This window comes from Paenibacillus sp. 01L418 (assembly GCF_056400045.1).
On record NZ_JBFTSN010000010.1, the window covers coordinates 33,039 to 55,749 of the forward strand.

20 protein-coding genes are annotated in these 22,711 nt (G+C 45.8%); 6 read left to right on the plus strand and 14 right to left on the minus strand.

Features of this window, described 5'->3' with window-relative positions; genetic code table 11:
- Positions 1–60: 60 nt before the first annotated feature.
- The 4 genes from AC1DSE_RS02855 to AC1DSE_RS02870 form a co-directional block, all read right to left on the minus strand.
- Positions 61–312: a GlsB/YeaQ/YmgE family stress response membrane protein gene (locus AC1DSE_RS02855; RefSeq protein WP_076266420.1), complete on the minus strand. Its 252-nt coding sequence runs from the start codon at positions 310–312 to the stop codon at positions 61–63.
- Between the two features lie 139 nt (positions 313–451).
- Positions 452–1,513 (minus strand): sensor histidine kinase, encoded by a 1,062-nt coding sequence (locus AC1DSE_RS02860; RefSeq protein ID WP_477509521.1) that lies wholly within the window; start codon positions 1,511–1,513, stop codon positions 452–454.
- Positions 1,510–2,184: a response regulator transcription factor gene (locus AC1DSE_RS02865; RefSeq protein WP_339205592.1), complete on the minus strand. Its 675-nt coding sequence runs from the start codon at positions 2,182–2,184 to the stop codon at positions 1,510–1,512. Before AC1DSE_RS02865 ends, AC1DSE_RS02860 begins: the two co-directional genes overlap by 4 nt.
- A gap of 24 nt (positions 2,185–2,208) precedes the next feature.
- The gene (locus AC1DSE_RS02870; RefSeq protein ID WP_477509522.1) at positions 2,209–3,954 is read right to left on the minus strand and encodes an ABC transporter ATP-binding protein; all 1,746 of its coding nucleotides are present in this window, start codon (positions 3,952–3,954) and stop codon (positions 2,209–2,211) included.
- Between the two features lie 230 nt (positions 3,955–4,184).
- Between AC1DSE_RS02870 and AC1DSE_RS02875 the strand changes: the two genes are divergently transcribed.
- Positions 4,185–5,174: a BadF/BadG/BcrA/BcrD ATPase family protein gene (locus tag AC1DSE_RS02875; RefSeq protein ID WP_477509523.1), complete on the plus strand. Its 990-nt coding sequence runs from the start codon at positions 4,185–4,187 to the stop codon at positions 5,172–5,174.
- Between the two features lie 108 nt (positions 5,175–5,282).
- Positions 5,283–5,969 (plus strand): class I SAM-dependent methyltransferase, encoded by a 687-nt coding sequence (locus AC1DSE_RS02880; protein WP_477509524.1) that lies wholly within the window; start codon positions 5,283–5,285, stop codon positions 5,967–5,969.
- A gap of 9 nt (positions 5,970–5,978) precedes the next feature.
- On the opposite strand, the gene AC1DSE_RS02885 is transcribed toward AC1DSE_RS02880, so the two are convergent.
- Genes AC1DSE_RS02885 through AC1DSE_RS02895 form a run of 3 tightly spaced genes read right to left on the minus strand, consistent with a single transcriptional unit; the run spans position 5,979 to position 8,686 of the window.
- Positions 5,979–6,596 (minus strand): class I SAM-dependent methyltransferase, encoded by a 618-nt coding sequence (locus AC1DSE_RS02885; protein WP_477509525.1) that lies wholly within the window; start codon positions 6,594–6,596, stop codon positions 5,979–5,981.
- Positions 6,597–6,617: 21 nt separating this feature from the next.
- Complete coding sequence (locus tag AC1DSE_RS02890) at positions 6,618–7,193, minus strand: class I SAM-dependent methyltransferase (RefSeq protein ID WP_441878391.1); 576 nt, start codon at positions 7,191–7,193, stop codon at positions 6,618–6,620.
- A 44-nt stretch (positions 7,194–7,237) separates the two neighbouring features.
- Positions 7,238–8,686, minus strand: a complete 1,449-nt coding sequence (locus tag AC1DSE_RS02895) for a DEAD/DEAH box helicase (RefSeq protein ID WP_477509526.1) — start codon at positions 8,684–8,686, stop codon at positions 7,238–7,240.
- Positions 8,687–8,946: 260 nt separating this feature from the next.
- Between AC1DSE_RS02895 and AC1DSE_RS02900 the strand changes: the two genes are divergently transcribed.
- Positions 8,947–11,187 carry a GDYXXLXY domain-containing protein gene (locus AC1DSE_RS02900; RefSeq protein ID WP_477509527.1) on the plus strand — a complete coding sequence of 747 codons (2,241 nt, stop codon included), beginning with the start codon at positions 8,947–8,949 and terminating at the stop codon, positions 11,185–11,187.
- A gap of 187 nt (positions 11,188–11,374) precedes the next feature.
- On the opposite strand, the gene AC1DSE_RS02905 is transcribed toward AC1DSE_RS02900, so the two are convergent.
- Positions 11,375–11,836, minus strand: a complete 462-nt coding sequence (locus tag AC1DSE_RS02905; RefSeq protein ID WP_441878385.1) for a hypothetical protein — start codon at positions 11,834–11,836, stop codon at positions 11,375–11,377.
- Positions 11,837–11,969: 133 nt separating this feature from the next.
- Positions 11,970–12,293, minus strand: a complete 324-nt coding sequence (locus AC1DSE_RS02910) for an MGMT family protein (RefSeq protein WP_339205605.1) — start codon at positions 12,291–12,293, stop codon at positions 11,970–11,972.
- A 350-nt stretch (positions 12,294–12,643) separates the two neighbouring features.
- Between AC1DSE_RS02910 and AC1DSE_RS02915 the strand changes: the two genes are divergently transcribed.
- Both AC1DSE_RS02915 and AC1DSE_RS02920 read left to right on the plus strand, forming a co-directional pair.
- A complete protein-coding gene (locus AC1DSE_RS02915) occupies positions 12,644–13,084 on the plus strand; it encodes a DUF1641 domain-containing protein (protein ID WP_054025638.1) in 441 nt (146 codons plus the stop codon).
- A 36-nt stretch (positions 13,085–13,120) separates the two neighbouring features.
- The gene (locus AC1DSE_RS02920; RefSeq protein ID WP_477509528.1) at positions 13,121–14,302 is read left to right on the plus strand and encodes an NAD(P)/FAD-dependent oxidoreductase; all 1,182 of its coding nucleotides are present in this window, start codon (positions 13,121–13,123) and stop codon (positions 14,300–14,302) included.
- A gap of 65 nt (positions 14,303–14,367) precedes the next feature.
- On the opposite strand, the gene AC1DSE_RS02925 is transcribed toward AC1DSE_RS02920, so the two are convergent.
- The 3 genes from AC1DSE_RS02925 to AC1DSE_RS02935 are packed head-to-tail and all read right to left on the minus strand — an operon-like array spanning position 14,368 to position 17,796.
- Positions 14,368–15,909 carry an extracellular solute-binding protein gene (locus tag AC1DSE_RS02925; RefSeq protein ID WP_441878378.1) on the minus strand — a complete coding sequence of 514 codons (1,542 nt, stop codon included), beginning with the start codon at positions 15,907–15,909 and terminating at the stop codon, positions 14,368–14,370.
- Positions 15,910–15,963: 54 nt separating this feature from the next.
- On the minus strand, positions 15,964–16,833 hold the full coding sequence (locus tag AC1DSE_RS02930) for a carbohydrate ABC transporter permease (RefSeq protein ID WP_441878376.1): 870 nt from the start codon (positions 16,831–16,833) through the stop codon (positions 15,964–15,966).
- Positions 16,834–16,851: 18 nt separating this feature from the next.
- Positions 16,852–17,796, minus strand: coding sequence for an ABC transporter permease (locus AC1DSE_RS02935; protein WP_477509529.1), 945 nt, complete (start codon positions 17,794–17,796; stop codon positions 16,852–16,854).
- A gap of 254 nt (positions 17,797–18,050) precedes the next feature.
- On the opposite strand from AC1DSE_RS02935, the gene AC1DSE_RS02940 reads away from it, so the two are divergent.
- Complete coding sequence (locus AC1DSE_RS02940; protein WP_477527377.1) at positions 18,051–20,351, plus strand: helix-turn-helix domain-containing protein; 2,301 nt, start codon at positions 18,051–18,053, stop codon at positions 20,349–20,351.
- A 70-nt stretch (positions 20,352–20,421) separates the two neighbouring features.
- Here the strand turns inward: AC1DSE_RS02940 and AC1DSE_RS02945 are convergent, their stop codons facing one another.
- Both AC1DSE_RS02945 and AC1DSE_RS02950 read right to left on the minus strand, forming a co-directional pair.
- Complete coding sequence (locus AC1DSE_RS02945; RefSeq protein ID WP_477527378.1) at positions 20,422–21,369, minus strand: YbjN domain-containing protein; 948 nt, start codon at positions 21,367–21,369, stop codon at positions 20,422–20,424.
- Positions 21,370–21,393: 24 nt separating this feature from the next.
- Positions 21,394–22,711 (minus strand): hypothetical protein (locus tag AC1DSE_RS02950; RefSeq protein ID WP_477527379.1); only part of this gene is annotated, 1,318 nt, incomplete at its 5' end.

Sequence of the window (22,711 nt, forward strand, 5' to 3'; positions counted from 1 at the left end):
CTATTGAAGTATACGTTACTACTTCAACAACGGTTTTATCAAGTTTAGGTAAAGATTAGACTACGCGCGTCGTGTTCCTCGCAAGATTGCACTTAGCAGCAGTACGACTACAACAGCTCCAATGATAGCCGGGATGAGAGCAAATCCGCCCATCGTCGGTCCCCACGAGCCAAGAATTAGCGTACCTAACCAAGCTCCGATGAAGCCAGCTACGATGTTACCGATAATTCCTCCCGGTACGTCGCGCCCAACAAGCAAACCACCTAACCAACCAATTACTCCGCCAACGATTAATGTCCATAATAAACCCATATTTTTTTGCCCCTCTCTGTCATTCGATATAGCTATGATTAACCTCATATGGCTATTTTGAAACAAAACAGTCGAGTGTAATATATGGAAGAACAGAACTCGTTGTCGTTTCAAGGCACTTTATATGAATAGCTGGCTGCTAAGTAATCGGCAGCGTCACCTCAAAAGAAGAACCCTCATTCAACCTGCTGTCTACACGAATATTCCCGTGGTGGAGCTCAACGATTTTATGGACGATCGACAAGCCTAATCCGCTGCCATCAGCCGTTCTCGTCCGCTGCTTGTCACCCTTATAGAAACGTTCAAAGATGCGGAGCTGATCCTCCGAAGAAATGCCAATACCCGTGTCTGTAATCTTTACTTTGACCTCATCACCTAGGCGCTCCAGTACAATCTTAATGCTCCCTTTGGCAGGTGTAAATTTAATCGCATTATGAAAGAGGTTTACCCAAACCTGACTAAGCATCTCTTCGCTCGCCGCAATTTCTACTTCCTCTAGCTCCAGTTCAAGCTCAAGTGCTTTGTCCAGCCACTGAGGCTCACTAGCGAGCACAATGTTCTCAAGCTGCGCATCGAGCCTGTATCGCTTCGTGTCCAGCTGCTGCTGCTCGGATTCGAGCGTTGTCAGCTTAAGCAGATTGTCGCTTATTTTGGACAACCGCGTCGTTTCCTGCTCAATAATCGACAAGTAATGACGCTGCTCCTCAGGGCTAAGGTCCTCGCGCTGCAGCGTGCTCGCAAATCCGCGTATCGAGGTCAGAGGTGATTGAATTTCATGCGATACGTTAGAAATAAACTCCTGACGAAGCAGCTCTACCTGCTTCAGGTCATGCGCCATATCGTTGATGGACTGAATAACGTCCCCGAATTGGCCATGAAATTTCTTGTCACGATCCAAGGCCACGTTGAAATCTCCCTTTGCCATTCGTTTTAGCGCATCGATCATTTCAACCCAAACTTCCCTCTGCTTCGGTCGTATCACCAAATTAACGATAGCGAAAAGCACAATGATAAATAAAATGCCCAGTCCCCAGTTCACCAGCTGCACTATATATTCAGGAAAGCGGACCTCATGTCTCGTGTAAAACCACTTCGTCAACCAATACGCCAGTGAGAAGGCACTTCCGCTCAGTAGGAATACCATCGATGTAGCTCCTACAACACGCAGTGAAACTTCCCATTTTGACATTTTACGATTCATTGGAGTACCTCCAGCCGATAACCGAGTCCACGGATCGTACTGATCTTAATCGATACCTCCCAAGCGACAAAACGCTCACGCAGCCGATTGATGTGTACATCCAGCGTTCGTTCGTTGCCGTCAAAATCATAGCCCCAAATCGCTTCGATCAGTTGGTTGCGTGTCAATGTACGGCCTAGATGGCTAACGAGCTTGAACAGCAGCTCAAATTCCTTCGGAGGAAGCGTCGTATAATCCGAATGAATCTTCACTTCATAAGTCTGYCGATCGAGCATGATCTCCGCTACGGAAACCTGCTGCGACACCGCGATTCGGTAACGCTTCAATAGCGCTTTAACTCTGACAGTCAGCTCCGCGGGATCAAACGGCTTTACTAAATAATCGTCCGTTCCGAGGTGGAACCCTCGCACCTTATCGCCCATTTCTCCCTTGGCCGTCAGCATGAGCAGCGGAATATCGTACTGCTCCCGCAGCTCACGGCACAGCTCCCAGCCGTCCATATTCGGCATCATAATATCCAATATGACCATATCTGCCGGAGAGGCTTCCATTTGAGCAAGCGCCGATTGCCCATCCGGAGCCTCCTGCACGCTTAAAGCCTCTTTCTCCAAAATAACCCGAACCAGCTCACGAATATGCGGATCATCGTCTACAATCAGCACATAGCCCATTTCTCCACCCTCTTCTCTGCTTACTTAAGAAGCCGTTTTATTGACTCGAAGCTGTCCATTAGCGAATTCTCGATACATGGTATGGCTAGCATACAATTGATCATGCGTTCCTACCCCGGTAATGACGCCTTTCTCTAGGAAAACGATCGAATCCGCATCAACAACCGTCGACAAGCGATGGGCGATAACGACAGTGGTCCGTCCGATCATTAGATTTTTCAGCGCGTCCTGCACCACTTCTTCTGACTTGCTGTCGAGATTAGACGTCGCTTCGTCGAGCATAAGGATTTGCGGATCACGCAGCAGCGCCCTTGCAATGGCAATCCGCTGCCGCTGCCCACCCGATAGCTTAATGCCGCGCTCGCCAACTTCGGTTTCATAGCTCTCAGGCAATGCTTCAATAAAGCCGTCTGCATAAGCCATTCGTGCAGCCTGCTCGATTTCCTGCTGCGTCACCTCATGCGTCAGACCGTAGCATAAATTGTCTTTGATCGTGCCTGCGATAATTGGGCTCTCCTGCGAAACGTAGCCAATCTGGCTGCGCCATGAACGCAGAGACGCGTCGCGGATGTCTGTTCCGCCAAGCCTAATCGCCCCGGATGTCGGGTCGTAGAACCTCTCCAGCAGCGAGAATAGCGTCGTTTTGCCGCTGCCGCTCGGGCCAACCAGAGCAGTTACTTTGCCCGCTTCAATCGTCAGGCTCACATCACGCAGGATTGGCTCATCGGGCTTATAGGCAAATGATACATTTTCCACCTGCAAGGTTTGGTCCATCTGAGTTACTTCCTTGCCATTATCTTGATCTTCTTCATCGGATTCTAATATACCAATAATGCTGTCCGTCGCGCCCATTGCCTTCTGAAATTGCGTAAAAAATTGTGAGATCTGCGTGATCGGCAGCATGATTTGGAACAGATACATAATAAAGGCGACTAATTCACCCGCAGTCATCTTACCTGATGATACTTGAACACCGCCAAAGCCGATTAAGCATACCAGCAGCAATAAGATGATAAAAGTGACGATTGGTGAAATAAGCGCCTGCATGCGAGCTTCCTTTAAACCAAAACCAAACAAATTCTGAATGCCGACGCGTCCTTGCTCATATTCAGCAGGCTCCGAGCCGGATGCTTTAACCAGCCGAATCTCCGACACCACACGATTTACGACGGAAGTAAATCTTGCGTTCTCCGCCTGCGTGGATTTGGATATGCTGTACATTTTCCGCCCAATTGGCACCATAATGAGTGCGGCCAAAGGGAAGACGGTTAACATGATGAGCGTCATCTGCCAATTCATATAGAAAAGAATCGACAATGCACCGATAATGGACAAAATGCCTGTGAAAAAACCAGTTACATGCTCCGTAATAAGACCCTTCAGCAGCGCCGTATCATTAGTCAGCCGACTAATCGTATCACCGGAGGATTTGTTGTCATAATACGGGACTGGCAAGCGCAGCAGCTTGCTCCATAACCGCTCTCGGATAGACGAGACGATCTTATTGCCGCTGTAATGCAGCAGGTAAACAGACACGCCTCCAGACACAACCTGCGCGATAAAAGCAGCCGCCATCCAGACAATTTGCCCCGTGCTCAATGACCCCAGCGAGAAGCCATTAACCATATTTTTCGTGAATAGGGGTATGGTCAAGCTAACTAGCGTCGTAATGACGCTCAAAATAACCGCAATAGACAGCATCATCTTCGGGGGATTCGTCTCCATAATCAGCCCTATGAATCGCTTGACGTTGCTATTTTTATTTTTCATCAGTATCACTCCTGTATCTCTCTATTCTCTCCACTACAGTTCCTACTTTACCTTGCCTGTTTAAACGCAATATAAACAACGAGGCTATCGCTGCGTATTTAAGCAAGCCATTCTCACTTTTTTGTAATCCACCACTTCCTCTATTTGGTAAATTGGAGTAAAATAATGCGATAGTTTGACCAAGCGTTCGTTCGACGCCGCACAAGCCACTACGAATAGGAGAGCTGCCTATGCATTTTCAAGAAGAGCAGGTTGTAATTGGAATAGACGGCGGCGGAACTCATACCCGCGTCATGGTGTGCAGTCATAGAGGACATGTGCTTTCATATTTGGAACGAGGCTCCGCCTCTATTTACAAAGACGAGATGGCAGCAGAAAATGTGCAAGGAGCTATAGCCCAAGCACTGCAGCAAGCTGGCCGTACTCCTGAGCATGCGCTGGCGCTGGTTGCCGGTATTGCAGGCTTCGATTCCCCATCTGACCTCGAATGGATTAAGACATTAACAAAGCTTCCGGGACTTACCTGCCCGATGTGGCATGTGAATGATGCGGTCTCTGCTCATAGAGGCGCATTAATGGGTGAACAAGGCATCGTCGTTATCGCTGGAACAGGCTCGATTATCGTAGGCATGACGGACGATGGACAACTGATTCGCAATTATGATTTTCACCATTATGCAGCTAGCGCAGCGAGATTTATTGCCTATGATGCTGTATATGAGATGCTGGCAGGCAATTGTAATGATACGGACCATGAGCTTTGCGAGGCCATGCTTGTTCATTGGGATGTTTCAACAGTCCAGCAGCTTGCTGATATAGCCAAAAAAGGCTTTGCGGATGATCGCCGTACGCGAGACAAGCAGTTTGGGAAGTTCGCTCCTGCGGTTACGGAAGCCGCCGAGCGTGGAAGCTCTCTCGCGATCCGCGTGTGCAGCCGTGCCATCGATCAAATCAAGGTAGGCATCGAGATGATTGCTTCCTCCTTCTATAGTGAAGAGGTTGCTGTTACTTTCACAGGCAGCGTTGCAAACAGCCCTTATTTTATTCGCGAGCTGGGCGAGCAGCTTCGGCAAGGAAACAACAAGCGCTACACCGTTGTTCAGCCTAAATTCCCGCCTGTAGTCGGCTCTGTTTTACTCGCGTTGAAACAGCTGGATATTGCCATAGATGATGACGTTATCCATAACCTAAGTGAATATACATTTGAGACTGCCGAATAGAAGTTTGATCCGACGTCAACCGTTTAAAACATGGCTATTGACCTTTCCGTTACGTATACCTTTAAGCTAGGGATGAATCATTTTGAACCCTACTGAGGAGGAATTGCGATGCCAGACCATGATGTTATTTATAAGGAGGAAGCGGCGCGTTATCATGAATTAATCGCGAAGCAGCCGAGCGTGCAGCATTGGATCGAAGAGATAAGACCAATTAGAGGATTGGATATTGTAGATCTTGGTGCCGGCTCCGGCAGACTGACTGCCGTACTAGCCGATCAGGCCAAAACGATTGTTGCACTTGATGCGTATGAACCTATGCTGCACGTAGCGGCAGAACGATTACGTTCTGCTGGCTATACGAATTGGAGAACGCAGGCTGCTGATCATCGCGAGCTGCCTCTTGCGAGCCAAAGCGCGGATTTAATCGTTTCCGGCTGGAGTATTTGTTACTTAGGCAGCGATAATCTACCAAACTGGGAGCATAACCTACAGCAGGTTATGAGCGAAATGAAACGTGTGCTCCGCGATAACGGAACCATTATTATTTTTGAGACGATGGGCACTGGCTTCGAAACACCAAACCCGCCTGACTTTTTGAAAAAATATTACGCTGCACTTGAGCAGGATTATGGATTCTCGCACAAATGGGTACGAACGGATTACACCTTTGACAGCGTGGAACAAGCGGAGCAATTAACACGTTTCTTCTTTAGTGATGAATTAGCAGATAGGGTAGCGCGGGACAAGCTCGTCCACCTGCCCGAATGCGCTGGTATTTGGTGGCTTCATTTGTAATCATGCATATTAGCCTGATTTTTCTACACACCAAGTAGTCATGCAGCGTTTGTCTGCTACGATAACGGTTTTGAGCGGCTCGAATAAATGCCCGCTCAGCTTTGCCGTCATTCCAAGCAGTTTTTCCTCCGTAACCAGAAAACGTCTGCTTCCGTCAGGAAGCAGATATTGTCCTTCACCAAGCGGCTGCATACGGGACTCCATGCCAATGGAGGAGGCCAACCTAGCGAACAGCTTCCCGCCTGGCTTAAGCACGCGCCAGAGCTCATTAACCATTTGATCAAAATGCTCCTCATTGTCGGCAAAATGCAGAACCGCGCTGCTAATAATAAAATCAAAGCTGGCATCGGCGAAGCTCATCTGCTCTACCGCCTCCACGCGTGCCTGCTCTTTCGCCCATTTAGGAGCTATCAAGTCCGCTAACCGCTGCAACTCTTGAATAGCCGTCTCTGATCGATCGATTGCAAATACATCATAGCCGCTGCGGAGCAAATACGTCAGGTTTCTCCCTGAGCCACAGCCTGCATCAAGAATACTCATATCCTTAGTCAGTGATCCCTTCAGCAGCTGATCAAATAAATAAATATCGATGCCGCCAAATTGCTCCTTCAATTCCATCTCCATCATTTGCTCCTCCTTCTATGATGTTTACTTTACCTTGTATACATAAACCTTCGTCCGATACATATCGCGGCAAATAAGAGTACGCTCAGGCTCCCAGTTCGGCAGCGCAAAACATACGCTTATAACATGTGCACCCGGCTTTAATTGCTCGTGAAAAATGGGGCTTAAACGCCGCATCGCACTCGGATAGAGGTAACACACAACCATATCCACATCCCGGTACGAATATGTGTACAAGTCGCCCTTTTTGAACGATACATTCGTCCGATTTTCGAGTTTCGCAGCCATAAAAGATATCCACATGGGGATAACTGAATTTTCGATTCCAATGATCCGCAGGTTTCTGCTGGTTCTCCCCGCTTGAAGCGCGAGCGTACCCCAGCCAGAGCCCGCCTCCACCATAACGCCGCGGCTTTGCAGCCGTCTGATCTCATCAACTACAACCCGCCGCAACGGCGCTGAGGAAGGCATAGGCGAAATGCCGTTCCGCCAGCTTACATACACGATGGACAGCAAAGCAATCAGCACGATAGCTGCCACGACCATCAAAACATTCTGATAGATGAAGCTTTCCACGATGATCTCCCTATCTTGTTTCATGGAGGATTCCGCTTTATTTCCCTAGTGTGAATCCGCTCTGTTAGTTAAGACTTATTCCCTCTGCGAACCTTCAGCTGCTTGCCCTTCACTGTCGTATTTCGCATAACCTCCAGCACTAGCGAGCCTTTGCCATTCAAAATTTCAACATCGGTAACATTATCCAAAATCGTAATAATACCGATATCTTCCGCGGACACGCCTTCTATTTTGGCAATGGTTCCAACAAAATCGACCGCTCTAAGCTTCTTTTTCTTGCCGCCGTTAAAGTTAAGCTTCATAATCTGTTTGTTCAGCTGCTCGCGCTTGTCTTTTTTGAGAACGGGACCGATATTGAGCTTCTGTTCAAAATCTTCTCTGCGAAGGTCAACCGCTTCTTCTGATGGCGCCTTCGCTTTGTTAATGCTAAATCCGATGTAGCCTTCTATTTCAGCTAGGCGCCTTGCATCCTTAGATGCTGCGAAGGTGATCGCTTTACCCGTTTTGCCAGCCCGTCCCGTTCTGCCCGTACGATGAACATAACTTTCCTTCTCCAGCGGAATATCGAAGTTGATGACATGCGTAATATTCGTAATATCAATGCCTCGCGCTGCTACATCTGTTGCAACCAAATAACGGAATTGCCCTCTGCGGAACGCATTCATTACTTCAAAACGCTCATCCTGCTCCATGCCGCCATGGATGCGGTCGCACGGATATTCGAGCTCCGCCATTTGTCTGAACACTTGATCTACATTCTCCTGTGTCCGGCAAAAAATAATACAGCTGTCCGGATTTTCGACGATCATCACGTCTTGGAGCAGCTTAAACTTATCTGCTTCCTTCACCTCAATAACCGAGTGCTCAATCGTAGCAGTCGTAAGCCCCTCTGCCTTGATCTCTACTTGTACAGGAGTGTTCATATATCTATGCGCTAGCTTAGCTACATCCTCAGGGAACGTTGCAGAGAACAGCATCGTCACTCGATCCGTAGGCAGCTGCTGTATAATAGCTTGTACCTGCTCGATAAAGCCCATGTTCAGCATTTCGTCCGCTTCGTCGATGACTAGATATTTGATTCGTTCGATGGGGAGTGTTCCACGCTCAATATGATCATGTACGCGTCCAGGCGTCCCTACGACCATATGCGTTCTTTGCTTAAGCTCCGCTCTTTGGATATGGAAAGGCGCTTTACCGTAGACAGCCATCGATTTGATCCGCTTGAAACGGCCGATATTTGTAATGTCCTCGTTGACTTGCAGTGCCAGCTCCCTCGTTGGTGTCAGCACAAGCACCTGAGGCTTGTTTTCGTTCCAATCAACCAGCTCGCATAATGGTATCCCGTAGGCTGCCGTCTTGCCGCTGCCCGTTTGTGATTTAACGACCAAATCCTTTTGCTCAAGCGCAACCGGAATAACCTCGCGCTGCACCTCCGTTGGCGTTTCGTAGGACAAGCTCTCCAACGCTCGAACGATTTCTTGACTTAACGCATAATCCGAAAACTTTATTTCACTCATCTATAGACCTCTTCCGCACTTTAGTAGTTAAATCTTTCGTAACCTTAAGAATAGCATAATAACGACCCATTTGATTCATAAACCTTTGTACAGCCCAGCTTTCAAAATTTATTTGTTAGATCAACCGCTAAATCGGGTTATATCGTATAAGAGCTTGCTTCGCTCTAAGCTAGGCAGTACTACAAAAAGTGAGTACTAGTTCACTTTAGATTGGGTCATTATAATAAAAGCCAGATCAACTAGAAAGGCTTGTGAGTGCTATGCTTCGATTAAATGTTGCACGTGTTGGATTTCTAATGGGCGTTTCACTTCTGCTTGCTTCCATCATCTATTTCTTCGCGGCGAACTGGGGCGGCCTGGTCCGCGCCGATAAAATTCTCGCGTCTGCCGGCATCATGGTGTTATTCTATGGCGCAGCTTTCGTTTTTTCCAAAATGAAAATAATGCTTGGCCATCACTATTTTTTGTCTGTTACTTTTCTAGTCGGCGGCTGTGTCGCGTTTGGCGTGGCGGTTGCCCTTCTAAATCAAATATATAATTCACATGCGGACACCTATGAGCTGTTTCTCGTTTGGTCCATTCCTGCTCTGCTGCTTGCGTTCATTACCCGCTTTAATCCTTTTTATATCCTTGCCTATATACTCGTTCATCTAACCCTGTGGCAATACTTTTTCCCAAGCGCGTATTCTATCGTCCATAGCGACCAAGAAATTTTGCTGATTGGCTGGTTATTTGCGCTTATCAATCTTATTCTATTCGCATTAATAGAATCCAAACGTCTCACATCAGCGCCGCTTAAATATATTAGCTTTATTGCCTTTCATATTTCTTTGCTCGTCTTGACAAGTTCCGATCTATACGAACATTATGGCGCATGGATGAACGTCGCAAGCGCTGCGGCAATCGCGTTCGGATTCTATTATTTCACCCAAGTTCGCCTGGATAAAATCATGCTTACCCTTAACGCGCTGGCTGCTTCCGCTTTCGCTGTATTTAAATATTTCGAGCTGATGTCCGAGCATTATTCCACCTTGTTTTTTATATTCGGACTCCTCTTTGTCGCTTTATTACTCACAGCCAACGTCTTTTTCTTCCGTTACTTAAACAAGCTCGGCAAGCATCAGTCAAGCTCTAATGAACGAGATGACCAAGCATCCCATCCATCAGAAGAACATAAGAGCACTCTTGTTGGCAAAATCGCATTCACAATCGTTACCGTAATCGGTGTTTTGATTGGCAGTATCTCCTTAGTAGGCTTAGTACTATTAGCCGCTGGTGAAATCCCGCCCGAAAATATTTTATTTGTAGTGTCACTGCTGTTTATTATTCCAACACTGCTGCTGACTCGCTTAAATACGGCTGTACGCTACACCGTGCTTACGATTGGATATATAGCTGGACTTATCTCTACCGCTTGGATTGATACTTCAGCCTTGTCTATTTTTTTCATAGCGGTACTGCTTGTCGGATGGTTCAAATGGCAAGGAAGGGTACCGCATTTCTTTATTTATACCTTACTGAATATCAATATCGCTATTCTTCTGTTTCAGTTATTTGGATCTGTTCATAATGCGGCTTCCTTCATCGTGTTCATTGTGACGTCGCTCAATGCAGTCATTTATGCTAGTCACCATCTTCTTAGGGAAGGCCCCTTCAAGATTCATGTAAGAGAATGCGGTTGGTTCTTTACTCTGCTCCTTCTATTTTGGCTAACCTTTATGGATAACATTTTCCCTTACTCATATGAGCTATTTAATATATTGAATTTCATTGTAGTTACGATCGCAGCCTTTCTATTTGTTAGGCGCAGCCAAGCCCTTGAAGCAGCCATAAGCTTCGTATTCTGGTTCATTTTCCTTGCGTTCAAATATTACGACTTGTTCTGGACGTTATTGCACAAGTCGATTACACTCGCTCTGCTTGGCGTGATTATCATAGCAGCTACTTATATTTACGCCTACAGAACACGCGCAGCAGTGTCTGAACAAGCGGACTCATTCAGCCGATTGCTGCGTAGAAGCCCCGCTCTCATTGCTATCGTTGTAGTGCTGCAGCTCGGTTATGTCGGTTACCATGCCGCAGTAAGCGAAATATTGCTCTCGAGCGGCACTCCGATTAAGCTGGCCATCGTGCCGCTTGATCCACGATCCATTTTGCAAGGCGATTATGTAGCGCTCCAATACAATATTTCGGCACCACCAGATCACATCGCTCAGGAACTGGAAAGGCGTCCAAGCAACAGCCGAATTAAGGTCGTGCTTCAACAAGGTGCGGGCGGCGTATACAACTTGGATCGTTTATATAAAAAAGGTGAGCCTTTAGCTGACAAAGAAATCATTATTAACGGTTCCACTAGCGGCTGGAGAACCATCCAGTACGGCATAGAATCTTATTTTGTACCCGAAGGCACTGGGCTGGAAACGGAGCAAAATGCCCGCTTCGCGTATGTAATGGTTGGAACAAAAGGTGATGCTATTCTAGAGAAATTAACGAAAGAATAGTGCTGTACAATTGACCGCCAATAAACAAAAAAAGAAGCAGGACCTATACAGCGCAACAGCTGTGCAGGTCCTGCTTCTTTCAAAATAGAAGGAAATATTTCATTTGCTTCTACTTTGCTTATATGTGCCCAACAACGCTGCTTCCGTTTGCTGAGGACGTTGATGGCTTTTTTGCATATTCTTTCGACTATCCGTGCATCAATTTGTTCAATTCCGTAAATTCCTCTAAATAACCGTTTCTCTCCAGCTCCATTAATGCCTTCCGAATGCTGACCTCATCCTCGCCAGATTGATCTGATAGTGCTAAGAGCTCAGGCAATGTAATGTTTTTATGCTCCTTGCAATACGTGAGCAGCCCTTTGGCTGCCCAAGATAAGCGATCATCCTGGAATTCACCGATCATTTTACGGAACAATTTATGTGGGATTAGCTGCTCGTCAACTAAGGCTTGCATCGCTTTTATTGCAAGTTTTGTCGTCATACGGCCTTTTTTGGCAACCTCGTCTAAGGTGAGCGATGCGGAATCCGCCGTGCTTGAGCTGAGTACGATATAAATCATTTGCGAATAAATATCCAAGCTTTGGTTATAAAAGATTTCGGTGGAAACTGTGAAGTTTCTAACGTTTCCCGGTGTAATTTCTGTTGTCATGTTCTTTCTCTCCCTTCCGAATGGTCTATACCATAATAAAGGTTCGGATACGGGGTTTCAAATGGGGCCTCATTAGAAAAAGTTAATCGCAGCCGCTTAACCGCGAAGAAGCATAATTTTCATCCGGGCAAGGTCATCTTTCTTCTTCTCTTTCCGGATTGTAGCGGTATTTTTCCAAATCAATTCGCCCGTCCTCGCTCGCTGCAACACCTTCCTCTTTTAAATAAAAGATCTGCATGTAACGAGCTTCCTCCTCTTGAATCGATATCTCCCCTTTTGCATTAACAACTCTGTGCCAGGGAAGATTATAAATGCCGCTCATCGAATGCAGAACTCGGACAACCTGCCTTGCCCCCCTGCGATTGCCAGCCAGTTCTGCGACTTGACCATACGTCATTACGGTGCCTTCCGGAATCGCCTTAATGATGGATACAACTCTTTGCGTATAGGGCTGCATATTAGAACTCCTTTATGTATGTTTTTAATCATTGTTTTTTATTATCATAACTGAATTGCGCTTCATGTCAGCAATATTCCAAATCTTTTTACCGAAAGCAATAAATTTCTTTTTAACTTTTGGTGAAAACGATGTAGAATAGAAACAAAGGGTTTAATCCGATTACGTCATACGCGCATTCACATCCTTCTGCCTCATGCAGAAATAAGACTGTTACGTACACATAAACATTTTTCGATTAACTATGTGAAAAGTGTAACAAACTTTCAGGATGCATTTTTAACTTTAGCGGCTGACACAATTGAGACTACAACTTACTTTCAAATTTACGTAAAGGAGGACATTCTATTATGTCACAACCATCTGCTGGACAAGAGGTTGCAGCTAGCCTCGTCGAAGAAAAACAAACGTTGGATGTACTTGATCAATTGATGAAGCCGGAGGTTCAAGAGTCTCTAACTGTACTCGTGGACAGCCTGCCGAAATTAGCTGAAATGGTTACTCTAATGACCAAAGCTTATGATTTTGCACAAAACATCGCTACAGACAAAGTGTTGATCAACGATTTCGCTCAAGGTATCGGTGAATTCGTTAAACCGGTTCAAGAGAAAGCAAAAGGTATCGCAACAGCAGCTATTGAAGCTGGCGAGCGCTCGCAAGAAGCGGCTAACTCTTCTGTTGGCCTATTCGCTATGTTGAAAATGCTTAAAGATCCGGAAGTTCAAAAAACGCTTCGTTTCGCGCAAGCTTTCCTTAGTGTTTTGTCTGAACGCAAAAACGATAAAGTATAATACACCGAATACGTATAGAACGAACGGAGGATGAACATGTCGAAGCAAATACTAATTCTTGGTGGCGGTTATGGCGGTCTTCTTACTGCTCTAACAGCACGACAACACTTGACTGCAGCAGAAGCTAGCATCACAATCGTAAACCGTTTTCCAACTCACCAAATCATTACTGAGCTGCACAGACTTGCTGGAGACACAATTGCTGAGCAAGCAGTTGCTCTACCGCTTAGCAAGCTTCTAGGCGACAAACAAGTTAACATCATCGTTGACTCGGTTAAAGAAATTAAACCTAACGAGAAGCAAGTGGTTCTTGAAAGCGGACAAGTGCAAAAGTACGACACTCTTGTTGTAGCACTTGGAAGTGAAACGAACTACTTCGGCATTCCAGGATTGGAAGAGAACAGCCTTGTTCTTAAATCCGTTGCTGATGCTAACAAAATCCGCAAGCATGTTGAAGATCGTCTTGACGCTTACAAAAAATCAGGCAACAAAGCTGACGCAACAATCGTTGTTGGCGGCGGCGGCTTGACTGGCGTTGAGCTTGTTGGCGAATTCGCTGACAGACTTCCTGAGGTTTGCCGCAGCAAAGGCATCGACTTCAATGATATTTCGCTGTATTGCGTAGAAGCCGGCCCTGCCGTTCTGCCAATCTTCCCGAAAGTATTGATCGATCGCGCTGTAACAAGCCTTGAGAAACGTGGCGTTAACTTCATCACTAGCGTAGCGATTACAGAAGCGACAAAAAGCTCCGTATCGCTTAAAGACGGTCGTACGATTGAATCCAGCACAATCATTTGGACTGGCGGCGTTAAAGGTAATCCAGTTGTCGGCAGCAGCGGTCTTGCAGAAGACCGTGGTCGTTCACTTGTTACACCAACGCTTCAATCGACTTCACACGCTGATGTATTCCTTGCTGGCGACTGCGCAGTTGTATTCCCAGAAGGCAGCGAACGTCCTTACCCTCCAACAGCTCAGCTTGCTTGGCAAATGGGCGAAACGGTAGGCTACAACCTAGCGGTTCAAATCAAAGGCGGCGTTATGGATAAGTTTGTACCTGTATTCTCCGGAACACTGGGCAGCCTTGGCCGTAAAGATGGCGTGGGCACAATCGGCGGCAACGCGACACAGCTTAAGGGCTTGCCTGCTTCCCTAATGAAGGAAGCAAGTAACGTTCGTTACCTGTCGCATATTCACGGTTTGTTCGCACTAGCTTACTAATATACACAAACAAAAAGAAGGAGGGCAGCTGCCCTCCTTCTTTTTGTTTTACCCATCAGCTAACCTTACTTCTGCAATGCCTGCCATTCTTTAAATTGCTTCTGATATTCAGCGACGACCTTATCAAGACCAGCAGCCTTTAAGCTTTGAAGAGCTGCCGGGAAGTATTTATCGTAGGATACCACGCCCATTTTAATTGGAATGATCTTCGATTTCACTTCGGATAGCACATTCGCATATTCAACAGCAATCGGCTCCGTATTGAGGCGGAAACCAAGAACAGGTGAGAATTCAACTGGATTCGAAGGCTCTGTCGTTTGCATTTTCAAATAATCTTCCGGCGTCTTCACATCAAACAACATGTAGTTAATGTTGCCGATCATCCACGAATCAAAATAATACGATTCATCATTCGCGTCACGAATAAATTCTGCCGTACGCTCGCCTACCGCTTTGTAGTGCGTGCCTTCTTCCCCATATAGGAATAGGTTGTGATTATCCTTATTGCTGTACAGCCAGTTCAAGAACATAATAGCTGCTTCTGGGTGCTTCGATGTAATTGGAACTGCATTTGTATTTCCGAACGCCAAGTATTGAAGCAGCGGTTTCTCTTCTGCCAAATAACCCTCGCCTACTTTTGCTTCTGGATTATTTCTTGCAATTGCGATCGAAGAGTACAAAGCGCCGTTCGTGCTGTAAATAAAATCGCCCAGTGTCATGGCTTTGTCGCGCTCTTCCTTCTTATACGTCAAAATATCAGGGTTAATCAGCTTTTTCTCATACAGCTGGCGGAAAAACTCTGCATCCTTTTTGAATTCTTCACTCTCGAGCCACGAGCTAATATTGCCCGCTTGATCGACCTTAATGATTTGTTCGCGGTAATCTACAAAAAACGGCCATGAATCGTACGTACGGTGTAAAAATACAGGCGTAACATCCGTTTCCGTTTGAATATATAATTTCTTGTCGGAAGCTTGTTGCATCTTCTCAGCCGTTGCGATAAGCTCGTCCGACGTTTTTGGGAAAGGCATACCTACTTTATCGAGCAAATCTTGGCGGAAGCCAAGCGTGCCCATCTCACCGCTGCCTGAGGTCTCATAGCGCCATACAGCCGGAACGGAATAGATTTTACCATCGATCTTTGCGGCATCCCATGCGTAGTCAGGAATGATTTTTTTCAGCTCTGGACCATACTTGTCAATGAGCTCATCCAGCGGCTGAAGCGCGCCTCGCCCAACATAGGAGCCAGTAGGCACGGAGCTGTTCTCCATAACATGCAGCATGTCAAACTCGTCACCTGTGCTCAGCATTAGGTTGGTTTTCTGATCCCAAGCATCCCAAGGGATAAAATTTATTTCTAGCTTAACGTTAACACCGTCAGCCTTCAGCTTTTCATTTACTTTTTGGACAACATCATCGGTATGAGGTTTGGCWGTACCCGGAATCACGTATTTCAGCGGTAATACTTCAGCATTATCCCCTTCGTTTCCACTGGCGTTGCCGTTTGAACCCGCTTTGTCTCCCGCATTACTGCAAGCCATCATAAGAACGAGCATCATAACAATAACCAAGCTTGCCGGAATAAAGCGCATCTTCCTGTTGTTCATCTTGATTAACCCCTCTCTGAATCTTTAATTATATATGGCCCTAAGGCGACATATCTATCCTTTGACTGCTCCAACGATAAGACCCTTGATAATAAAGCGCTGCAGGAACGGGTAAAGCAGTACGATAGGACCAATGGTTATGATAGCTACCGCCATTTTGAATGACTCGGTTGGAATCGTTATGTTGGAAGTGACCAAGCCCTGCATCTGGTTCACCATATTGATCTCGGATTGCAGCTTATACAATAAATATTGCAAAGGGTACAAGCTTTCTTTGTCGACCAGCATGATCGCGTTGAACCAATTGTTCCAATAACCTAATCCGTAAAATAGTGCTACCGTAGCGAGAACGGGCAACGATAATGGAAATACGATGCGAAACGCGATATAAGCATCGCTAGCTCCGTCAATTCTTGCGCTCTCTAGTAGAGCTTCAGGCAGCTCCTGCATGAAATTGCGAACGAGAAACAAATTAAAGGGACTGAATATTAGCGTCGGTACGATAAGGGCAAGCAGATTGTTTTTGAATCCTAAAAGGTCATTCATCATGTACCAAGGCACAAGGCCTGCGTTAAAGAGCATCGTGATGAAGAAAAACAACGCAATTGGATTGCGGTAACGAACCTGTCGATTGGCAAGCATATAACCGGCCATTCCTGTGATGACGACTGCCGCTAAAGTACCAATAACCGTTACGCCGATGGAAACCCCATAGCTTTGTAGCAGCTGATCATTACTGCCGAATACCGATTTGTAGGCTTCTAGTGAAAAGTGATCCGGTATAAAGCTGTAGCCTTTTCTTAGGATAGACTCCTCATCCGAGAAAGACACGATGAGAACGAGCAGGATGGGAAGCGTACAAAGCAGTGCGAACAACAATACAAAAATCGTATTAACGATTTGAAATACATCTATTTTTTTCAAGCACATTCCCTCCTTTCCTTAGAACATCGCGCTATCTTTATTGAATTTCTTCACAATCCAGTTGGCAGATAGAACAAGCACAAATCCAACGACGGATTGATACAATCCAATAGCCATGGCGATCGCAGGATTGCCCGATGTACGAAGCGTTCGGAACGTATACGTATCGATAACATCCGTTGTCGAATAAAGCATCCCATTGTCGCCGATAATGGCGTAGATCATTCCGAAATCGGAGTAAAAGATTTTGCCGATCGCAAGCAGCGTTAGAATTGATACCGTCGGCATCAACATTGGAATCGTAATGGATTTAATTTGCTGCCAGCGATTGGCTCCGTCGATTTTTGCAGCCTCATACAAGGAGTCATCAATTGCAGTAATCGCTGCTAAATAGATGACCGCGGACATGCCTGTCTCTTTCCAGATGCTGAGCCCGACCAAAATCCATGTCCATGGCTTAGGATCGGAATACCAATTGTGCGGATCAAAACCAAACGTCTCCAGCATGTTGTTGATAAGGCCATGCTCGGTTGCAAACAAGCTGTAGACGATGTAGCTGACGATAATCCACGATAAGAAATGCGGGAACAACAGCGTCGACTGCGATACTCGCTTAAATACGCGTGAGCGAATTTCATTCAGTAGAATAGAGAATGCCAGCGCGACAATCGTCCCAAATAAAATAGATAAAAAGTTCAGCTTAATCGTGTTCCAAGTGACCATCGCAGCAGCCGTTGAGTTGAAGAAAAACTCGAAGTTTTTCCATCCTACCCAATCGCTCTCGAAGATGCCCTTTGTATAATTAAACTTTTGAAAAGCGATAACCATATAAGGCAGCGTCATATAACCGTATACGAATGTGTAAAGCATCGCCGGCAAGACGAGCAAATATGAAACCTTGTTCCGCTTAATGTCGGTAAAAAAAGTGTATCGCTTTTGCCGTTGACCTTTAGCCTTGCTCACAGCAGCATCTCCCTTCATGATGATTTGTTTGTTTTCGGTGATTTCAGTATGCGCCGCGGCAAGTGTCGCTGAATAGTTAAAATCTTGATAAACCCTTTAAAATCAAGGCTTTTTGGGACTATAAAAATCAGTTAAACCTTCAATTTTTGCAAATACAGCGAAAGAACGTTGCATTAAAGAAGGATGTATTTTAAAGTTTTCTAAATAAAAGATGTAAGCGATTCATTTATTAACGGAGTAAGGAGACAGGCCCGATGAAATGGAAGCAATTATTTAATTATTCCGTTTACCGCAAGATGTTGATTTATTACATCCTACTCGTCGCACTCGCTGTTCTAGCTGTCAGCAGCACCTTATACTTTTTCTTTGCTTCCAAAACGGAAGAGACGATTAGCAAAAACGTCATTTCCATGCTGCAGCAAACGAGCTATACCTCCAGCATCGTTCATGAGCAAATTGAAACGATAGGAAACCATTTGTTAAGCAATAATCGAATCATCACCGTACTGATGAATAAAGAACATGATTATGTACAGGATCGTGACGCGATGGATATTCTTCTGGATATCCAGTCCACTTATCCGTTCATTAAATACATTGGCATTTATAACGATCATACGAAGCGGTATCTGAACACGGCGGGGACAACCTATGTGTTAAATGATTTGGAGAAGGAGCGAATTACGGATATCAATCACTTGCAGTATATGGAGCTGTTCGCAAACCAGCTGCGTATGCCAAACGCTCCAAGCACAAGCAAGCCGGAACATGTGCTCACTGCGATTTTGCGTCCAAACTATGCGCTTACCTCTGCATACAAAGGAGCTATCACCATCCATGTGGATGAACAGTATATTTTGAATACGATCAAAGCGATTAGCAGTGCTAACGATGATGTATTTGTCATGAATGCGGACGGGCTTGTATTATCCCATACCGATGCGAACCAATTCATGCAAAKCTTCGCATCGATGCCTCATATCGAACGCATTCTGAATTCGTCCATGAATGCCGGACATTTCAAGGCTAAAGTGAACGGATCGAAACAGCTGGTCACCTTTGTGAAATCAAACCAGCTTAATTGGTATTTTGTCAGTGTTAAGCCTTACCGACTGCTTATTTCGGATATTTCCGTATTGCGAACCTTTACCGGCTTGATTGCTATGGTCATTATTGCGCTTGGTGCATTAACGGCTTTCTTTGCCACAAATAAGCTCTATAATCCGCTTGGCCGTCTAATTAAGAAAGTGCATGAAGTCACGGGCAACAAAAAACCGCTCACTGAGCAAAATCAAAATGAATTTGCACTGCTCTCAGAGGCCTTCTCCAACGTCATTGATCAAGCCAATATGGTTGAACTGGAGCAGAAGCAGTCTTTGCCGGTGCTAAAGAAAACCTATCTTCAACATTTATTGCATGGAACGCTGCATGACTTATCGGCGACACATATGATCCAATCCGCGATTAATGAGCATTTTACCAGCTCGAATTATGTCATTATCGTCGCGCAAATCGATCGATTTACGGATTTTGCGCAGCATAACAATCAGACGAAACAGGGACTTTTCCGCTTCTCTGTCAGTAATATTACGAATGAGCTGCTTCAGAAACATGCGAAAAACGAAACGATCGTCGTAGATGAGCAAACACTAGCTATTTTGTTGTTTCTGGATTCGCCATCCGTGCCCGAGCATATCTTATTAACCCTTGGCGAAATTCAAGAAGTCATCTATAACTATTTCAAATTTACGGTTACGTTCAGCCTAGGCGAAACGGTTAATGACAAATATGAAATTGATCGTTCCTTCGAATCGGCACAGGAATACGCCAAGTATCGTTTCTTCTACGGACATCAGGCTATTATTCATGAAGCTATGGTTGTTAAGGTCATGCAGCAAGCAAGTGTGTACCCTGCAGCAGCTGAGAAGAAGCTATGCGAGGAGCTTCGTTTAAACCACAATGACAAGGTCAATCAAGCACTTGATCAATTTATGAAGCAGCTGAGCGAGATGAGCTACTATCAAGCCATCTCTAGCGCAAATCAGCTTTTGAACGCCCTTTTGCGTGATTTTGACGGCGCGTTGCCCATTATGCAGGAATATTCCAAAGAATATTACGATACGGTTAACCAATTGCAGAAGCAGGAAACGCTTCAAGAAGTTCACTCGCTGCTTCGTCATTTCTGTACCCTTATCGGCCTCATGATGGACAAGAAGCAAACGACCAAAACAGATACATTGATTGAATCGGTTTGCGCTTATTTGCAAAAGCATTATCATGAGTCTGATTTGGGCATTGAAACGATAGCAGAGACCGTACAGTTATCTCCCGGCTACCTCGGCAARCTGTTCCGCACCCATACGCAGCTGTCGTTTAATGATTATTTAAAGAAGATTCGGCTGGAGGAAGCTACGCGGCTTCTTACGACAACAAATGATTCCATTGCGGTCATCAGCGAGAGTGTCGGCGTGCTGAACACAACCTATTTCTTCACGCTCTTCAAAAAAACGTATGGCATTTCACCTGCACAGTACCGCGAACAGCATTCAAAATAAACACAAAAAAGGCTGTTTGCACGAGAAGGGTACACCCTTCCTGCAAACAGCCCTTTTGTTATCGATGATATTAGCGTTTAAGCACTTCACGAATTTCAGAGAAATAAGACTCTACCGCTTCAAGATGGTTGCCCAGTATTCGACTGAACACCTCAGAATCATACGTTTTCCCGGCATAATAGGAGGATCGGAATCTTAGCTCGCCATCCTCATCATCCAGCTCGAAGCTGCCGCTTAGCAGGTCCATGTTCTCGTTCAATAATAACAAGRCAAGCTCCTGGCGCTGATGCTCAGGGACGAGCTCCGGATAGACGGAATAAACCGCGCAATAATCTTGAACCTCCTCGATCCGAATGAGACCAACCCAGCTTTCGCCTCTACTAGTAAATATAAGCTTGTACAGTTGATCGTCTATCACCTCATATTTCAGTTCATTGTCCGTTAGAAATGATTTGATATGCTCATTCAAAGCCCCATTTGCAATAGAAGGCTCTTCGGGTACTGAATTTCCTTGATCCATTTCTGCAGCCCACGCCGTCCTGAATCCCATCTTTAAGACGCCTTCATCCTTCAATGCTTCAGGCAAAACAACGCTTTGCTTTAATTCCAGCGCGAGCCAGCACTCGGTATGATTTAAGCTCAGCAGCTTGCTCGTTGGCTCCGTACTTGAGCGCACACTGTCAAATATAGCTTCTGCATCGAATCCATGCTGTGCAGCCAGCTTCGTCAAGCTTGGCCTTAGCGCGACTTGAACTTCTACAGGTTGATTCTCATCCATAACCGCGCTGCTGCCTGTCCTCATGCTGGCGAATAAGTTAAACCACTCGTTCTCCATAATATCTTGATAAGTTTGGCCGCTAACCTCGATCATCATCTGACAAGAAAGCGACTCCTCGAAGCTTTGAAAATTAATTTTTCGCAAGACAGCAGGCACTAATTCTCCCGTCAGCGTATGGAAATTTATCGGCAGCTCTGTAGTAATGCTTGTATCTCCCGTATACTTATGTTGTTTGGACATGACTACGATCACTCCTAGCAAATGTTAACCTATTTCGTGCCCTGCCAATTCTCCTGAAATGGATCCCGATCCACTCGCATCCTGCTCATATTGCAGCTTTCCAAGCCGCTTGGACTTCTCTACCGCTACATTCACGATGCCCGCTTCCACTTCGAATGACTTCGTTTGCGTAACTTCCAATGCAATTTCCCAGCCTTTGGACTTATTATCTTTATCCCACTTTTTGCTAAACCCGATACTCAGATCAAGTGAGCTTGCGAGCGCTATTTTGTTGCCTTGTTCAATCGCGCTAGCACTTGAATCCCCTGTTAGCCAACCGCGAATCGTATCATTGACGGTTTCGTCGCCTTGGATTTTTGAGGCAAGGCTTTTGCCGGCTGCTTCAAACTGCGGAACTACAAATAACAGATCCGTCCCAGTATCCAGAGCTGATCCTGCACCCTTCGCCACCATGTCCTTATCCTTTTTCACTTTGCTAGTAATGAGGCCAACGAGATTTTTGGCCGAACCAGCTACCGGTGTCGCTACTTTAGATGCAATCTTCACCCATTCGCCCGCATCTTCACCGAATTGGAATGGAATAGAGCCGCTAGCTGTAATTTCGAGCGATCTCAAATTATTATTGATGACGGAACCTGCAGCTTCGAGTCCAAAGGCGATGTCATTGCCGCCCAGCTTCACCTTCGCTTCGGCAGAGGCTTCCATAACATGCACATTCATACCTCTGCGGAGGGTTGCTGCCTTTTCCTTCAGCTTCGTTAGATCCGTTGCCCCGCCAAATCCGTTAGGCGATTGTTTCTCAAGAGCTTCTTTGTCAAAGCGGCCTAAGAACTTATAGCCAAGGGCTGCTCCCATCTCGGCTACCCCGGCATTCGCTTCAGCCTCTCCCTTAAAGGTCAAGCCAATATCAACATGATTGCCTGCTTTTTGCAGCTCCTTTTCCTCGATCATAGCTGCCCATATTTCTGCTTCTTCGACCTCGGCCATACCGGACTTACCTCCCATACCCCAGAGATAATCCGCTGCACTATCGGAAATGTTTCTTATTTGCCTGTACATACCGTACGAGGTTAAATTCATGACACCGGCTGAATCCGTTCCTATACTCTCTAGGAAGAAGCCCGCACGGAAATTGGCGTCGAAACCAAACGACTGGAAGCCAGCTCCGAAAGTAATTTCAGCGGCCATCGTTAATTCTTTATCTTCCCTGCCTACCGAGCCTGCCAGTCCGAACAGAACATAGACGCCGCTAGCATGAACGGGTATTTTCAAATCAAAGCTGAACGAGCTGGAGTCGCCAATATTCGGCGCGGCTAGATCAAGCACCTTGCCTATGACGAAG